We start from the raw sequence: 15,834 nt of genomic DNA on the forward strand, positions 1-15,834 counted from the left end.
ATGCCATCATCGCGTTTTGAATTGTGTTTATGGTACTTTTTGTTTTCAATGTCTGAATTTTGAATTCTTCAACGCAAGTTTCTTTGATAAGTTTATGAATTCATAATTTTTAATTAAAAAAATTATGCAACCGCTAATTATTTAACGTTTTGGTAAACAAACCTCTCAGTTATTAACAATTTCAAAATCTTTTAATGACTCGACTGGCAATTTCATCGCCAATAGCTAATGAGGATGTTGCCGCAGGTGAAGGCGCATTACAAACATTCACAAAATGGTCATTTTCTAAAATATGAAAATCATCCAACAAACCACCAGAGCGATCACAGGCCTGAGCGCGTACACCAGCACCTCCAGTTTCCAAATCAGATTCTCTGATGTCAGGAATAAGTTTCTGCAAGGCTTTTGTAAAAGCTGCTTTAGAAAATGAACGGTACATCTCTCCAAAGCCAGTTTTCCAATATTTCATAGCGACTTTTTGAAAACCTGGCCAAGCCAAAGTTTCTAGCAATTCAGCAACATTGATATCCAATTTAGTATATCCTTCACGAGCAAAAGCCAATACGGCGTTGGGTCCTGCTTCTACCCCTCCATTCATCATACGAGTGAAGTGTACGCCCAAAAAAGGAAAGTTTGGATCAGGAACTGGATATATAAGATTCTTAACTAAATGTTTACTTGATTCTTTAAGCTGATAGTATTCGCCGCGAAAAGGTACAATCTTGAGATCCGGCTTTAGTGGCGTCATTTTAGCTACTTTATCCGAATAGAGCCCAGCGCAGTTCACAATCAACTTCGCTTGGTATTCATTGTTATTTGTAACCACCTCACTCGATGAACCCTGATGGTCGACCTTGATGACCTTTTCGTTGTAGAAGATAGCAACACCTGCTTCGAGCAATTTACTCTCTAGTTTTTTACATACCTCTTTGTAATCAATGATTCCTGTTTGTGGCACATAAATTCCTTTGACGCCAGTGACGTAAGGTTCATGCTCTTTGATTTCTTCAGGAGTGAGCCAAAGCATATTCTTTAGACCATTTTGCTCTCCTCTTTCAAACAAGGTCTCCAAATATGGTATTTCATGATTGTCAGTAGCCACTACGACTTTCCCACACAGATCGAAATCAACCCCTTCTGTTCGACAGAAATCTAACATCAAATCATATCCTTTGATGCAATTGGTTGCTTTAAGACTTCCAGGTTTATAATAGAGGCCAGAATGTATAACGCCACTATTGTTGCCCGTTTGGTGATGGGCAGGACCGGACTCCTTCTCTAATATGGTTATGGAAAGATTAGGTGATTGTTGTTTGACCTGCCAGGCAGTAGCCAATCCTACAATCCCTCCTCCTATTACTATGACGTCTTTCATAAATGCTCGCGAATGAGTGGCGAAAATAATTAATGAAAGACGAAATTCTTAATAGGTTTTACTTTTTGGTGAATTTCAAAGCCACGGAATTGATACAATACCTTTGACCAGTTTCGGTTGGTCCATCATTGAATACATGACCTAAATGGCCGCCACAGTTTGAACAAGTAATCTCAGTGCGCATCATGCCATGTGATTTGTCAAACGACTCCTTCACAGCCGTCTTATCAATGGATTGATCAAAACTTGGCCAACCACATCCAGAATCAAACTTGGCATCTGAAACGAAGAGTTCTTGTTGGCATCCGGCACACAAGTACTTTCCTTCTTCCTTATGATCATTGTATTTTCCTGTAAAGGGTCTTTCGGTTCCTTTCTGTCTTAGAACGTAATACTCTTCTTCTGAAAGACTTTCTTTCCACTCATCTTCTGACTTATCCATTTTTATAAATTAAAATATACACCTACATCATAAGAAGGATTGGCAAATATCAACTTAGCTGAATAAACTGCCCCATAGTTAAAAGTTGCACCGAAATTTTTAGTAATGTTATAAGCCACCTCATAGGTGTATCCTACATACTCAGCATTGTTCGAAAATATACTCGCACCATTTTCTACTGTTGAATCACCATTTTGCAATGAGTTCAACCAGCGCAGCTTGTATACTAAAATCAACTTCTCTTTAATCACAGCTCCTAATTCAAAATTCACTCTGGTTTCATCAGAGAATCCGTTTGTTCTATTATTGAACTCCGCACCCAGGCTAACAAATGCATTCACACTACCAACTGTTTTCGAGGTACTCGCAGTCAGTCCGACAATTTGGTTGAATTCACCATCACCTGTAAGTAATGGAACCGTATTTTGGTCATTAGGGTCATATTCACTCTTTCCTAGTGGTAGCCCTAACCATAGGTGAGCACTGAGAACAAAAGGTTTATTAACTACCAATCCATACTTTAATCCTATATCAGTATCACCAATTGAGTTAATCGCCCTTCCAGGAATATTCACTTCTCCGGTGGTTCCAGAAACCACTTCGTTGTGATACGAACGACTGAAGAATGGAAAATAGATTTGTCCATTTAGGCGGTCTGTAATTCCATATTCTCCATAAAAGCTGGTATTAAATGTTCCCATGGTTACGTTAGGATCTGTCTCTCCAGTATCCGTATAGTGCTTATCTGCCACTACCCACCATTGACCAATTTTGAAATACCCACTTCCCTTGGCATGAACCCATCCACCTCCGGCTAATAAATCATTGGAAAGAATTAGCATTGAAGATAAGACAAGTGTGAACTTTAATAATTTCATAAGTTTAGATTAGTCTAGAATTTCGCCATGCCCTACTTTGACATTGAATGGCTTGCAAAAGTATAAGAGATAGGCATAGGTATCGACGGTTAGATTTTCCTCAGCAACAGTGTAGCTATGGGCACCTGAGAATATAGTTACTTCTCCGATTTCTAGAGCTCCACTAACTGTACTGGGGTTATTTGAAAGATAAACATACAAACCGGGTAATGCCTCAGAAGCGACATAGTTATCAGCTATCAATATTTCAACTCCGCCTTCAGTATTGTTTACAACAAAATCCCCGCTTAGTTCATAACTACTTGTGGTAGCAATTGTGCCCGATTTATCTCCAGAGGTCAAGAGAATAGTTTCGTCAGCTGCCTCTACAGTGATTTTATCCATTACTTGATCATTAGCAATGAGGATTACTGAAATTTCTGACTGGCCCATTTCCAGAGCCATAAGACCACCATTTTCATCTACCTCCAAAATTGTGGCATCACTGCTTTCCCAGCGTACATCAGTATCTTCTGGCATACCAACATTATTAAGGTATCGGTACATCAGCTCATAAGACTCTCCAACTTTGAGGCTCATTACGGGGTTTGTAATTTCAATTTTTTCAGGGACAAGATCATCTATTACGTCCGTACCAATACATCCGGTAACAGCAAGTAGGAAAAATATGACTTTAGAAATCTTCTTCATAGAAATCAAAACAAATCAACTAACAAAAAGTTCCTTGACTGGGAGACTATTCTTCTTGAAAATGGTGACGTTGAAATATATTACCGGGTGTCACCCTAAAATTAGAAACACCCCTCACGTTTTTACATTTTACTTCTAGGTCATCAAACCCAAATACGTAGACATTCATTTCTACATTAAGATCAACATTATGGGTAAAAGCTTTTTTGAGCAGCCCCCAATGACTCTTAAAGTCTTCTTTTTCTCTTCTAGTCATTTTTCCAACACTTTCATGAATGGTGTTCGTTGAAATGAATGTTTCATCCAATTCCAGTTGAACTTCTCCCATGCTGGTATTTGATTCATCTAATGCCTGATCATAAATATGCTCGGCTAAGAGTGCATGATTTTTAATTGAAAGTAGACTTGACTTGATTGAGTCATTTTTAAAATCATCGTAAGGGAATTCTCTTTCGAGCCAGATATCACTCACCTCTAGTACTGAAAACAAGATCGTATCGTAAACCGCCAAGCTGTAGATGCTAATTGGCACCAAAATCATAGTGAAGTTTTGGTGCTCTGTAAAATGCTTTACATAAATATCCACATCATCTCCAATCTTGACGTCACTTCTCTTCAGATCCTTCGCCTCTTCATGAATATGCCTTTCCTTCTCTAAAAACTGATTAAGAAATTGTTTTGAATAAGCTAGTTTATGGACAATCTCCTCAACCTGTTCCAGGTGATTATCTTTGATATACTCTTCCATCGACTCTCCAACCTCGGCATATCTGTGCTGACCCAACACACCAAAATAGGAAAAGCAACATCCAATAAAAAAACATATAGTTCTTGAGCCCATCTATCAAATTGTTTGCACCACTTTTTCAACTTCAGATAGCCTTATACTAAACTTGAATAAAGCACATTCGAAAATTAACAAATCATTCCTCTTAAGAACAAAGGAATAACGAATTTACCTGAATGTAAGTTTGAACAAAGTGTTTGGCTAAACAATTTTCAGCGCCAGCATACATTTAGTGTTGTCTCCACTAAGTATTTCGTCAATTTGAGTGGCTTGATTTTTCAATGGCTCCTTTGAGTAACTTTTTAGCATTTGCAAAAAGTTCTTACCTTCAACCTTAGGATCGTCAGATGGAACTATTTGATTTACCATTTCCTTAGAAACCATGTAAATAGTAGATACTTTATCAAAGGTTTTTTGTTCTATACTGCCATCAAAATCATTGAGATCAATGGCCTCACTAGATCCCTTTACAGACTTAAGCTCGCCACCGTCTTGAGAACAATAGATATCTTGGTTAGCGCCAGAATAAGTAACTTTATTTGACTTGTTATCGACAATAACTACAGCAATATCAAATGAGCCTATATCTCCATAAGCACCAAAACGAGATTTAATTTTTGACGCCAGATTTTTAATGATGTCGGTTCCTTTCAATGTTCCATCCTTATAAACGATCTCAGTTAAGCTCATATTTATATATGAATTCAAAGCGATCGCATTCATTTTAGAGTTAGCTCCATTATAAAACGCAGCAATCGACTTATCTCCCACGTTACCGAACCAATAGCCATGTTTATTAGATTTATTCTTGTCATAAATCGCAAACCCATCCTTAAATATCTCCTTTAATCGACCTTCATCAGGAAGGAATGAAAAGGCTAAATCGGCTGCATCCACTCCGTCTTTCCCAGACTTCGATTTATCTTCTAAGTGTTTCTTCTCAAGCGCCTTATCAAATTCAACTTTTAACTGATCTCTATCCCATGGTTTAACCAAGTATTTATCTAATCCGAATTCATTTACTGCCCTTATAATCGCACCAATATCACTAAAACCAGTCATTATCATTCGAACGATGCTTGGGTGTTTTGGAACTATTTTCGCCAATAAGTCCACACCGGACATACGTGGCATTTGCTGATCAGTAATGATTAGATCAACTTTTTTATCATTCAATATCTCTAAGGCATCAAAACCATTCAGTGCTGTAAACACATTGTAGTCTCTTTTAAATGCATGCTGAAAAATTCTAAGATTTACCGGCTCATCGTCCACATACAAAATACTGTACTTTTTAACGCTTTCCTTACGTTGTGGACGTTGTAATACTAATTCCATATTAACCTAATTTCAAGTTTTCTTCTTCTTCTAAAATCTTATCATCAATTTCTAACTTCTTAGGTAGATTAATGATAAAAGTGGTTCCCACACCCATTTTACTCTCTACTCTAATAGTTCCTCTGTGTTTTTCAATTATACCATGAGAAATTGACAAACCTAACCCAGTACCCTTACCAATCTCTTTGGTAGTAAAGAATGGATCAAAGATCTTGTCCTTAACATCATCTGGCATCCCTGTTCCATTATCCGAAATTCTAATTTCAATGGAATCATCATTCAAATTAACTGTTTTTATCTTGATTTCTCCAGCTTCGTCAATGGCATCAATTGCGTTATTAATTAAGTTAACAAAAACTTGATTTAATTGACCTGGAAAACACTGAATTGGCTTGAGCGTCTCATCCATTTCCTTTACAATCTCAGTCTTGTTTTTGTACTTGTTTTTCAATATCAAAAGTGCGGAATCAAAACTCTCATTGATATCTGTTTCTTTGACTTCTGCTTCATCATGTCTTGAGAAACTTCTAAGTCCATTGACAATTTCCGTGATCCTTACGATACCATAGCGGACATCATCCAAGAGCTCCTTACTTGAATCACTTAACTCAGCCAGAACGTCCTCATCCTCCTCTAGAACAGCAGCGTATTTTTTTATTTCTTCAAACGAATCCAAGCCCAATACTTTCTGGTAATTTTCAATAAAGCTCTCTATCTCGCCAAAGTTCTTGGTAAGTGATTGCACTCCACTAGATACAAAGTTGATTGGATTATTTATCTCATGCGCTATACCAGCTGTCAAAAGACCTAGCGAAGACATCTTTTCAGCTTGTACAAGGTGAACCTGAGTATTTTTCAAGTCCAGGTTTGTTTTTTCTAACTGCTCCTTAATTGCCTGTTCCTTCTTCAATAAAACCTTCAAATTAACGTGCGCCTTTTTAAGCTTATTGTTCATTGCTAACATAGCCTCTGAACTCTTTTTCAGCTGAATGTTCCTATTTAGAATCGTCTTTTGTTGTTCTGCTAAATTCTGATTTTGCTCTCTAATAGTCTTACTATTATTATACGTTCGGAAAAAAGCTACGCCTAAAATAGCGAGAATGACAACGGTGGCCCCAATAGCCATAAAATACAACATTCTTGCTTGACGATCACTCTCAATTTTTTGTGCTTGAAGCTCGGTTTGCTGTCTTAATATTTCCCGTTCTTTCTCAATTAGCTCGAGCCTCTTTTCTCTCTCCTCTTCACTTAGTTTTTGTAATTCCGCATCCAATTGAAGTCTCTCTAATTCAGCTTCACGAGTGCTTGCCTCAACAGTCTTTTCGGTCAGGAGCAATTCCTGTTTAGCTCTCTCGGCTTCCAAGCGCTTTGCCTGTAATTCCTGAGCTTGCAGCTTGGCTTGTTGCTCTATGAGCTCAATATCTTTAAGTTTTTGCTGGGCCTGCAATTTTTCTCTTTCTTGGGCTAGTTTTCTATTTTCACTAGTAGAGATTCGAGCTCTTGCTTCTTGCTCATAACTCTCGGCTAAATTTTCCTTCGCTCTGGATAATTTTGAATAATTCTTATCTGGATCACCAATTTGCAACCTTACCGCCTCGTACATAGAACGATATTTTGCCTCCTGATCATCATTTCCTTTCTCTTGGTTGATCAGGGCTAACATTCTATAAGTATCGAGCAACGTAACCCTGGTATTTCTTTCTATACCAATTTCTTCAGCCTTGTTCAAATTGTTCGCCGCAACTCTCAAATCCCCTCGATCAATAGCCAATTCCGCCATCTGATTATAGTTACGAGCCATTCCTTCTGGATTTCTTTTCTTTTCATTCGAAGCCAGGGCCATTTCAAAACTTTCAATTGCTTTATTGTAATTTTCGTTGGATGCGTAAGCCTTCCCCAAAGTCTCTAACGACATGGTATTTTGGCCATCAATGCTCACTGATATATTGGCAAACTTCAAAGCATTTTTGTTGTCGCCAGTTTTGATAAATTGCAAGGCCAAATTTCTAGTTGTATTCGAAAGGTTAGCATTGTTCCCTTTATCTTTTATTCTTTCATAATAGGACAATCCATACTTGGTAGATTGCTCTGCATTATTAATTTTTATATTATCTAGAAAAAGTTGCTTTTGCGCTGAACTAATATATGAGTACAAGCTTTCAGAAATAGCTAGTTTATGAAGTGTTTCAAAGGTGGCGATGGACTTATCAAACTGATTAGAATTACTATAGTTATAACCAAGTGCTTGTATAGCGCTTGCTTTTTCCCTTTTCTTGCCTAGATTTTCAAAATTTGAGATTGCTCTTTGATAGTAGTCACTTGCCTTTTCATAGGCACCCATACTTGAATAAGTATTAGCAAGCGCCAAATTTCCTTTTCCTAGATTGGCTTGATCATCCTGACGTTCGGCTGTAAGAATTATAGCCAGAAAGGAAGAAACAGCATTTTTGTAATCTTTTTTGGAAAGGTAAATTTCCCCTATAACTTCTCTAAATTGAATAATCAATTCTTGATTACCCAAAGACTCTGCCTGATCAAGTCCTAATAGGGCATGACCTATTGCTCCTTCTAAATTTCCTCTTTTCTTATTGTAATTTGTTTTTTCAAGAAGGGAAACGGCCTCATTATAACTTGCCTGCTGTGCAACTACAGTATGTTGGCAACACATGATTAGTATCGCAAAAATGACCACCGTAAATCTCATAACTCAATTTGCTTCGTTACTCTATTTCAAGAGTCAACCTTGGAGAACATAAAAAAACTTACCTGAATATCAATTTTCCAATATTAGCTCAACTTAGATTGACTATACAAGTATGATCTTTTTACTGACATTTCAAAAAGATTATGGACAATATATAACCAATATTCGACCAATTCAACAAATCCTTCTATGAATAAACCGTAGATTTTGAAATCAATAATATCTCCAATATTTACTTAGAAATAATAACTTGCACTATTCTAATATCAATTATAATCTGGTATATATAAAATTTCTTATTCGGTTTCCTTACCTGCTACATAGGTCGCAAATAGTTTTTTTGATTTACTGATTAATTCGCATTATGTTTATTACACATTATTAACTAAACACTATGAAACGCTTATTAATTCTTGCTCTAATCTTCATTGGAGTAAACTTTGCCTCTCAGGCTCAAAATGAATCAGAAAACATAACCTCGATTATTGATGACCTCACGGCAAAGTGGGATAAAGAAGCCGCTAATATGGGTAAGTATGATGGACTAGCGGAATATTGTACAAATCGAAGTTACCGAATAGAAATGGTTAGACTTCTTAACAAGATTCATCACTATGACACCGTTCTATACCAAACCGTAAAAGCAAAGTTCGATGAGAATAGCGATGCTGAGGCAAAAGCAACTCTGAGTGACATAGAACATGTCGAGGAAAAATATACAACCAAAAATTTCTTAGATTTCCTGCACAAAGAATGTAATCAATTCAATGATGTTGAAAAAAACTACGGAAAAAAAGGTGGTAGCAAATATGAGAAGGAAACTGCTGCTCTAGAAAAAGAAGCAGGCAAATATATAGAGGTAATTACACAACGAATCGACCTCATTGATGAACATGTTCATCACCTCAAAGGCCTTGATTAATTCTAACTATAAAAACTCTTTTCTTTCTTTTTAACAAAAATTTGACGGAAGCTGTTACCGGTGAATGCGCCTAAGGCACCTGCCATTCCACCAATAATGGCTGTGATGATTATGAGCATGCTAACGTCATCCACTGGAAAGATTTGAACCATTTTATTCGACATAATCGAATTAGTTTCTACATCAACTTTCCAGGCCATGACCATCCACACTAGGCCTACTCCCATAAAACCACTTAGAAACGCATTAAAATTATTGCCAGGCATAAAGAATGCAACTAATGCTGCTGCAATAATGGCAAGCCACCATGGGGCAATCAATCCCAGTAGATAGGTTAGTGTTGAAATCAATATAAGTCTAAAAATAAAAATCATCAGTTCTCTGGTTGAAGGTTTTGTGTGAAAATCACTTGCTCAGATTCTTGAGACAAGGAGTTTAAAAATAAGAGGGGTGCGTAATTTTTTGAAGCCCAGTCTTCTATCATATGACCGTAGGTTGGATTCCCTGGGTTTCCACTTTGACTTCCAGGATATATCCCCCACGCCTTAGGTCCTTGTGGATCCAACTCCACCACCATTCGCCAACTCGGACCATGACGGCCACTCGCGGCGTTCACAATATTATTATATCCCCCAATTTTCACTTGATCAAAGGAGAACGGCTCTAACCCCAAAAGATGCTTTATTCTAGTGTTTTTATATAGGTACCAAACATACTCGCTATCGTTAGCATCTTTCCATTGCTCAAGTTTCTCCAGAGCTGTTGAGAATGATACATTAACCAAATCTCCCAATGTTTCTTTATCTGGAGTGGACTGGATGTCAAAAAACTTACTTGACGAATCATTAACCATCAGATAAATAGTGTTGTACACATGAGGTTTACTTAGTTCTACTTTTTGATTCTCAAATTCATCCCAAACCAATTCATATAACTCGTCCCACCAAACTTGGTAAACCGTTGGGGCAATCCATTCAGGCTCGGCAAAATAATCCCATTGTTTGAGCAGGTGAAATATCTTCTCCTTCTCCCCCGTCATATTCGTAGTATCTAAATAATTCAACATTAATGGTAAACTTTCAGACGCTCTATAATTGTAATTGTCATTCTGCAAACGGATCATCTCTTTAACGGTCACTCTATTTAAAAGCGCCAAACGCTCATTAATTCTTCTGTTCCTATAAAACTCATAATTATAATCATAAGCATAATATGGATACGTTGAATCCACAGGATGTTGATTAGCTGAACTTACAAAACCTCTTTCTGGATTTTTAACAGTGGCATTGTGTTCATAAGGAATAATCGATGACCACTCTTGCTTGGAATCTCTTCCGTCTAACAGGAATTTACCTTGCCCTGACCATTTCGCAGGAAATTTGCCCTGAATCGTAAGTGCTATATCCCCCGTCGTACTGGCAAAAGCAAAATTCTGTGGTGGCCCTGTGTAATACTTAAAGGCTTCTAAGAATTCATCATAATTCCTAGCTCTGTTCACTTCATATAAAGTCTTCAATTCTCTCGAGCCGTCATGAGCCGTCCACTTCATGGCCAAGTTTATTTTATTGCTATCTCCAAGAAAATTACGATCATAGGCTACTGGCCCGTAATGAGTATATACCAGGGTATCATAGAAATCATCACTTTCTCTTACTTTAAAGCGCTCTACCACCTTTTCGGTTTTTAGCCACTTATCATCATATTGATATTCTTCTCTTTTTTCATTTCTGAACTTGATGTTATACCAATCCACTACATCTCGTTTGGCATTTGTGAGCCCCCATGCAATAGAGTCATTAAATCCTATGATCACATTTGGTGCTCCTGGTAATGAGGCCCCCATGGTGTTAATGCCTGGGGCATTCAACTGAACTACATACCAAATGGATGGAAGGTTTAAACTCAAATCGGGTTCATTCGCCAGAAGCACTTTACCATTAGCCGTACGCTCGGCAGATACTACAAAATTGTTTGAACCATTCCTTGGGTCAGGTTTCTCAATAGTTTCTGTAGTAAAAACCTGAGGAAATGACACCTCTGGCTCTTCAATAGGAGCAGAATCAAAACCCCATTCCGTACCAGCTGGAATTACCGGATCTATTTCAGCATAAGATTCTGGGAATAATTTATTAAAATCTTCCAACCCAAAGACCTGCAAGGCATTAGTATTTTCTAAGTCATTTTCTCCTCTCGACAACATATCTGCCATGTTCTTCAATAACAACATAACTTTCAAATTCGACCATTGCTCAGGAGCATAATCCAATAACTTATATTCAATTGGGTAATCCTCATAATCCAATTGATCGATCAAATAGTTAATACCATCCGTATAGCCTTGAATCATGTTCATGATTTCAGGGTCTTTTTGAGCTACTTCCAAGGACTTTTTTGCACCATAAGTCAGCCCCTTCCTCCTCTGAATTCTGTCAAACTTTAATTGACTCTCTCCAACTATTTCAGCCGTTCGACCAGCTGCTGCCAACACTTGAAATTCCATTTGCCATAATCGATGGAAGGCCGTCACATAACCCTGCGCAAAGTAAAGGTCATAGTCATTTTGAGCGAAGATGTGTGGAATATAGTAGTCGTCAAACTTAATGCTCACTGGCGCCTTCAGTTGTTCTGCCTCTAATACAGATGGAATACTTAACCCCTCTGATTCTCCATTTTGCCAAAAGCCTGTAAATGGACTAAGAAAGCTGCCTAAAGGAGGAATTTTGTCTTGCTTAAAATTGAGATAAAAGAAAAAGATCAGTGTTAGACCTAACGCAAAAATGAATCTGATTAATTTCATACAATCGAATTACCAAAAAGCTGGATTGAAAAAGGCACTAATATATAACACATTAGAGAAGCAAGCAACAAATTAACTATTGAGGATACAAAGAAAACTGATTCAGTTTTTAGTCATAGTAGAAATCTTTTTGTCTAAGTTTTTTTTATTATTATTGAACATAATTAGATTTACAGAATGAAGAAAGCTTCAGTCATAGGCAGTGGAATAAGCGGACTAGCTGCCGCAGCCAGTTTAGCCCACCAGAATATCTCAGTTGATGTATTCGACAATCAAACTTCAGCAGGCGGAAGATGCAGGCAATTCACTCAAGATGGATTTGCCTTTGACATGGGACCAAGTTGGTATTGGATGCCAGATGTCATGGAAAGATTTTTCAAAAGATTCGGTCATTCTACCAGCGACTACTTTGAATTAAAGCATCTCGACCCTGGTTTTCGAGTCTTCTTTGGTAAAGACGATACGATTGACATACCAGCAAATCTTTCCAAGCAAAAAGAGCTGTTTGAGTCGATAGAAACTGGAGCAGGAGAAAAACTTGCTGAAGTACTTGCTGACTCAAAGATCAAATATGATGTAGGTGTAAATGAACTGGTTTATAAACCCTCGGAATCAATATTCGAATACTTCTCACTTCCGCTTCTTCTAAAAATGCTACAATTGGGAGTAACCAATTCCTTTCATACCTATATAAGAAAGTATTTCAAAGATCCTCGTTTATTAGCCTTGATGGAATTTCCTATTCTTTTTCTGGGTGGCACAGCCAAATCCACACCATCACTATATAGTCTAATGAACTATAGCTGCTTCTCTCAAGGAACCTTTTATCCTATGGGCGGTTTTAGCAAATTATCCGAAGCCATGCATGGTTTGTGTACTGAATTAGGTGTCAATTTTCATTTCGATGAGACTATTGACCAAGTGGATCATTCAAAGGGACTTATCAACTCAATCAAAGGAAAACCTGTTCAGGGCTTAATTTCATCAGGAGACTATCATCATTTTGAAGAGCACATCTTACAAAATGGAAGTAAAAATTATGATACTAAATATTGGGACAAAAAGACCCTATCCCCTTCTGCACTAATTTTTTATCTTGGAGTAAATGGAAAGGTGAATAACCTCATTCACCATAATTTGTTTTTCGATGAGTCCTTCGACCAACATGCAGAAGAAATTTACAACGATCCCCAATGGCCCAATAAGCCCCTGTTCTATGTCTGCTGTCCTTCCAAAACGGACCCTAGTGTAGCTCCTGAATCAGATGAGAATTTATTTGTCTTGATGCCACTTGCCCCTGGATTAGAAGATAATGAAGAACTCAGGGAGGAATACTATGGTAAGTTGATGAAGAGATTGGAAGAATTGACAGGTGAATCCATAACAAACCGAATCAAGGTAAAAAAGTCCTACTGTATCAATGACTTCAAAAAAGATTACAATTCTTTCAAAGGCAATGCTTACGGACTTGCCAATACATTAATGCAGACAGCCTTTATGCGTCCAAAAATGAGCAACAAGAAAATAAAAAATCTATTCTATTGTGGTCAACTTACTGTTCCTGGTCCTGGTGTGCCACCAGCAATCATATCAGGTCAAGTAGCTGCTGCTCAATTATTATCGTATTTCAACAACGACAGTTATGAAAAGTATTTATGACGAGGTAGCCATTGCTTCCAACAAGTTGATCACAAGAAGGTACAGTACCAGTTTTTCGCTGGGTATATACTTTCTTGATTCAAAAATCCATAAAGACATTTACGCCATATATGGTTTTGTAAGGCTAGCAGATGAGATTGTTGATTCTTTTCATGGCTATGATCAAAAAGGAATGCTCGATCAAATCAGAAGCGAAACTCAATTGGCAATCAAAAATAGCATCAGTATAAATCCTGTCCTTCATGCATTTCAGTTGACGGTCAACAAGTATCAAATTGAATGGGAATTGATTGATACATTTCTAAAAAGTATGGAGATGGATTTGATTCAAGAAGTTCATGACCCTGAATCATTTGACAACTATGTATTGGGCTCCGCTGAGGTCGTTGGTCTCATGTGTCTGCGTGTATTTACCGATAACAATAATGAGCAATATCAAAACTTAAAAGCGTCTGCCATGAAACTAGGTTCAGCGTTTCAAAAGGTGAACTTTTTACGAGATTTGAAAGATGATTACGAAGGTTTGGGAAGAAGTTATTTCCCTGAAATTGACTTGACTAGATTTTCCAGCGAGGATAAAGCCAAAATTGAGAAAGATATCGCAGCAGATTTTGATGACGCACTAGTTGGGATTAAAAACCTGCCAAAATGCGCCAAACTAGGTGTTTATCTTGCTTACATCTATTATCGCACGTTGTTCAATAAAATAGCAAAATTAAGTCCCAGCAAAGTAATGCAGGAACGCATTAGAATTCCAAATTATTTTAAATTTGGTCTGATGTTCGATTCAATAATTAGGTATAAACTCAATTTGATTTGACAACGTTCACTTTTCTACTCATGTTCAATTTCATTATTCCTGATGGCACAGATTCATTAAGAAATCAGTATTTACAAGCAGCTGTGGACAAAAGTAAAATCGAATCATTTAAATCAACTTGTTCACAAACTAAATTGAAGCACCCTACTCATTTGGGATACTGCACGATGATTCACTTTCTAGAAGCAAAAAATGCACTGAACCCATATAGAAAACTTTCTGAGTTTAATACTGGGAAGAAAACTCTGGATAGTTTAATTGAAACGAACAATGAAAATATCGAACTCAGATATCTGCGTCATTCCATTCAGGATCGAGTACCTAGCTTCCTAGGATATAATGATCAACTAGAAAATGATCAAGAATTTATGTCGATAAAGCTGAATTCAATCTCTGATTCATCGACATATCAATTAATTTACAATTACTTAAACAGCGAAAATAAATAACACATGGAAGAGGTAGTGTTGGTCGACGAAACTGATAAAGTTGTAGGAACTTCCGAAAAATTGGCGGCTCATAAAAATGGTCAGTTACACCGAGCTTTTTCAGTTTTTATATTCAATTCGAAGGGCGAAATGCTGTTGCAAAGGCGGGCACTCAACAAATACCATTCAGGAGGACTATGGACCAATGCCTGCTGCAGTCACCCTAGACCTCATGAAGACACTTTGGACGCTGCCCACCGAAGATTAAAAGAAGAATTGAATATGGAAGCAAACCTTACTTTTCTATTCTCTTTTTTATACAAGGCTGATTTCGAAAATGGACTAATAGAACATGAATTGGATCATGTTTTTGTTGGGACCTCTGACACCAATCCTGAGCTTAATCCCGATGAAGCCATGGAATATAAATACATAGCTACTTCAGATTTAGTTGAAGACATTGAGCAGCATTCAGGAAATTATACGGTTTGGTTTAAAGAAATCGTGAATGAAGTTATAGACAAATACGCGAAAAATGTGGATTAAAAATATTGTCATCTTAATACTTACTGCCTGTTTTATGGAGTTTGTTGCCTGGTTTACACATAAATATGTGATGCATGGCTTCCTTTGGTTCTTACATAAAGATCATCACGACAAAACTTCAAAGGGCTTTTTTGAAGACAATGATTTCTTTTTTCTACTTTTTGCTATTCCGGGAATTTCACTAATCTATTTAGGGAAAAACAACCCACTCGAAGATATCAGACTATGGATTGGGTTGGGAATTACCTTGTATGGTTTTTTATACTTTTCGGTTCATGACATTTTCATTCATCAGAGATTTAAATGGCTGAGAAATACAAACATCAAGTATTTCAAGGCTATCAGAAAAGCCCATAAGGTCCATCACAAACACCTAACTAAAGAAGATGGTGAATGCTTTGGTATGCTAGTGGTACCAAAGAAATATTTTAATGAACAGAAGAAGTAA

The 15,834-nt window shown here is 37.2% G+C and carries 15 protein-coding genes; 6 read left to right on the forward strand and 9 right to left on the reverse strand.

Annotation, left to right across the window (positions count from 1 at the left end; genetic code table 11):
- Positions 1-181 precede the first annotated feature (181 nt).
- From lhgO to R8N23_RS13130, 7 genes are all read right to left on the reverse strand, one after another.
- Positions 182-1,375: an L-2-hydroxyglutarate oxidase gene (lhgO, locus tag R8N23_RS13100; RefSeq protein ID WP_318172057.1), complete on the reverse strand. Its 1,194-nt coding sequence runs from the start codon at positions 1,373-1,375 to the stop codon at positions 182-184.
- A 58-nt stretch (positions 1,376-1,433) separates the two neighbouring features.
- The gene (gene msrB, locus R8N23_RS13105; protein WP_318172058.1) at positions 1,434-1,817 is read right to left on the reverse strand and encodes a peptide-methionine (R)-S-oxide reductase MsrB; all 384 of its coding nucleotides are present in this window, start codon (positions 1,815-1,817) and stop codon (positions 1,434-1,436) included.
- Between the two features lie 2 nt (positions 1,818-1,819).
- Positions 1,820-2,695, reverse strand: coding sequence for a hypothetical protein (locus R8N23_RS13110; RefSeq protein ID WP_318172059.1), 876 nt, complete (start codon positions 2,693-2,695; stop codon positions 1,820-1,822).
- A 9-nt stretch (positions 2,696-2,704) separates the two neighbouring features.
- A complete protein-coding gene (locus tag R8N23_RS13115) occupies positions 2,705-3,385 on the reverse strand; it encodes a hypothetical protein (protein WP_318172060.1) in 681 nt (226 codons plus the stop codon).
- Between the two features lie 46 nt (positions 3,386-3,431).
- On the reverse strand, positions 3,432-4,226 hold the full coding sequence (locus R8N23_RS13120) for a hypothetical protein (RefSeq protein WP_318172061.1): 795 nt from the start codon (positions 4,224-4,226) through the stop codon (positions 3,432-3,434).
- A gap of 147 nt (positions 4,227-4,373) precedes the next feature.
- Entirely contained in the window at positions 4,374-5,510 is a 1,137-nt protein-coding gene (locus R8N23_RS13125) for a response regulator (protein WP_318172062.1), read from the reverse strand.
- A 1-nt stretch (position 5,511) separates the two neighbouring features.
- Entirely contained in the window at positions 5,512-8,214 is a 2,703-nt protein-coding gene (locus R8N23_RS13130; RefSeq protein WP_318172063.1) for an ATP-binding protein, read from the reverse strand.
- 394 nt (positions 8,215-8,608) lie between these two features.
- Between R8N23_RS13130 and R8N23_RS13135 the strand changes: the two genes are divergently transcribed.
- On the forward strand, positions 8,609-9,136 hold the full coding sequence (locus R8N23_RS13135) for a hypothetical protein (RefSeq protein ID WP_318172064.1): 528 nt from the start codon (positions 8,609-8,611) through the stop codon (positions 9,134-9,136).
- Positions 9,137-9,138: 2 nt separating this feature from the next.
- Here R8N23_RS13135 and R8N23_RS13140 read toward each other — a convergent pair whose 3' ends face one another.
- Both R8N23_RS13140 and R8N23_RS13145 read right to left on the reverse strand, forming a co-directional pair.
- Positions 9,139-9,510 (reverse strand): hypothetical protein, encoded by a 372-nt coding sequence (locus tag R8N23_RS13140; RefSeq protein WP_318172065.1) that lies wholly within the window; start codon positions 9,508-9,510, stop codon positions 9,139-9,141.
- On the reverse strand, positions 9,510-11,933 hold the full coding sequence (locus tag R8N23_RS13145; RefSeq protein WP_318172066.1) for a penicillin acylase family protein: 2,424 nt from the start codon (positions 11,931-11,933) through the stop codon (positions 9,510-9,512). The genes R8N23_RS13140 and R8N23_RS13145 overlap by 1 nt, the downstream gene beginning before the upstream one ends.
- Positions 11,934-12,110: 177 nt before the next feature.
- Here R8N23_RS13145 and R8N23_RS13150 point away from each other — a divergent pair, with 177 nt between their 5' ends.
- Genes R8N23_RS13150 through R8N23_RS13170 form a run of 5 tightly spaced genes read left to right on the forward strand, consistent with a single transcriptional unit; the run spans position 12,111 to position 15,834 of the window.
- Positions 12,111-13,592, forward strand: coding sequence for a phytoene desaturase family protein (locus R8N23_RS13150; protein WP_318172067.1), 1,482 nt, complete (start codon positions 12,111-12,113; stop codon positions 13,590-13,592).
- On the forward strand, positions 13,576-14,412 hold the full coding sequence (locus R8N23_RS13155; RefSeq protein WP_318172068.1) for a phytoene/squalene synthase family protein: 837 nt from the start codon (positions 13,576-13,578) through the stop codon (positions 14,410-14,412). The genes R8N23_RS13150 and R8N23_RS13155 overlap by 17 nt, the downstream gene beginning before the upstream one ends.
- Positions 14,413-14,432: 20 nt before the next feature.
- Entirely contained in the window at positions 14,433-14,861 is a 429-nt protein-coding gene (locus tag R8N23_RS13160; protein ID WP_318172069.1) for a hypothetical protein, read from the forward strand.
- A 3-nt stretch (positions 14,862-14,864) separates the two neighbouring features.
- Positions 14,865-15,386: an isopentenyl-diphosphate Delta-isomerase gene (gene idi / locus R8N23_RS13165; protein ID WP_318172070.1), complete on the forward strand. Its 522-nt coding sequence runs from the start codon at positions 14,865-14,867 to the stop codon at positions 15,384-15,386.
- Positions 15,376-15,834 (forward strand): sterol desaturase family protein, encoded by a 459-nt coding sequence (locus tag R8N23_RS13170; RefSeq protein ID WP_318172071.1) that lies wholly within the window; start codon positions 15,376-15,378, stop codon positions 15,832-15,834. Before idi ends, R8N23_RS13170 begins: the two co-directional genes overlap by 11 nt.

Origin of the sequence: Reichenbachiella sp. (genome assembly GCF_033344935.1) — a bacterium.
GTDB lineage: Bacteria > Bacteroidota > Bacteroidia > Cytophagales > Cyclobacteriaceae > Reichenbachiella.

Bases quoted from the DNA above. Each gene is read 5' to 3' on its own strand.
- R8N23_RS13125 (WP_318172062.1), bottom strand. From the start codon at position 5,510: ATGGAATTAGTATTACAACGTCCACAACGTAAGGAAAGCGTTAAAAAG.
- R8N23_RS13120 (WP_318172061.1), bottom strand. From the start codon at position 4,226: ATGGGCTCAAGAACTATATGTTTTTTTATTGGATGTTGCTTTTCCTAT.
- R8N23_RS13150 (WP_318172067.1), top strand. From the start codon at position 12,111: ATGAAGAAAGCTTCAGTCATAGGCAGTGGAATAAGCGGACTAGCTGCC.
- R8N23_RS13160 (WP_318172069.1), top strand. From the start codon at position 14,433: ATGTTCAATTTCATTATTCCTGATGGCACAGATTCATTAAGAAATCAG.
- lhgO (WP_318172057.1), bottom strand. From the start codon at position 1,375: ATGAAAGACGTCATAGTAATAGGAGGAGGGATTGTAGGATTGGCTACT.
- R8N23_RS13170 (WP_318172071.1), top strand. From the start codon at position 15,376: ATGTGGATTAAAAATATTGTCATCTTAATACTTACTGCCTGTTTTATG.
- R8N23_RS13130 (WP_318172063.1), bottom strand. From the start codon at position 8,214: ATGAGATTTACGGTGGTCATTTTTGCGATACTAATCATGTGTTGCCAA.
- R8N23_RS13140 (WP_318172065.1), bottom strand. From the start codon at position 9,510: ATGATTTTTATTTTTAGACTTATATTGATTTCAACACTAACCTATCTA.
- R8N23_RS13135 (WP_318172064.1), top strand. From the start codon at position 8,609: ATGAAACGCTTATTAATTCTTGCTCTAATCTTCATTGGAGTAAACTTT.
- R8N23_RS13155 (WP_318172068.1), top strand. From the start codon at position 13,576: ATGAAAAGTATTTATGACGAGGTAGCCATTGCTTCCAACAAGTTGATC.
- idi (WP_318172070.1), top strand. From the start codon at position 14,865: ATGGAAGAGGTAGTGTTGGTCGACGAAACTGATAAAGTTGTAGGAACT.
- R8N23_RS13145 (WP_318172066.1), bottom strand. From the start codon at position 11,933: ATGAAATTAATCAGATTCATTTTTGCGTTAGGTCTAACACTGATCTTT.
- R8N23_RS13110 (WP_318172059.1), bottom strand. From the start codon at position 2,695: ATGAAATTATTAAAGTTCACACTTGTCTTATCTTCAATGCTAATTCTT.
- msrB (WP_318172058.1), bottom strand. From the start codon at position 1,817: ATGGATAAGTCAGAAGATGAGTGGAAAGAAAGTCTTTCAGAAGAAGAG.
- R8N23_RS13115 (WP_318172060.1), bottom strand. From the start codon at position 3,385: ATGAAGAAGATTTCTAAAGTCATATTTTTCCTACTTGCTGTTACCGGA.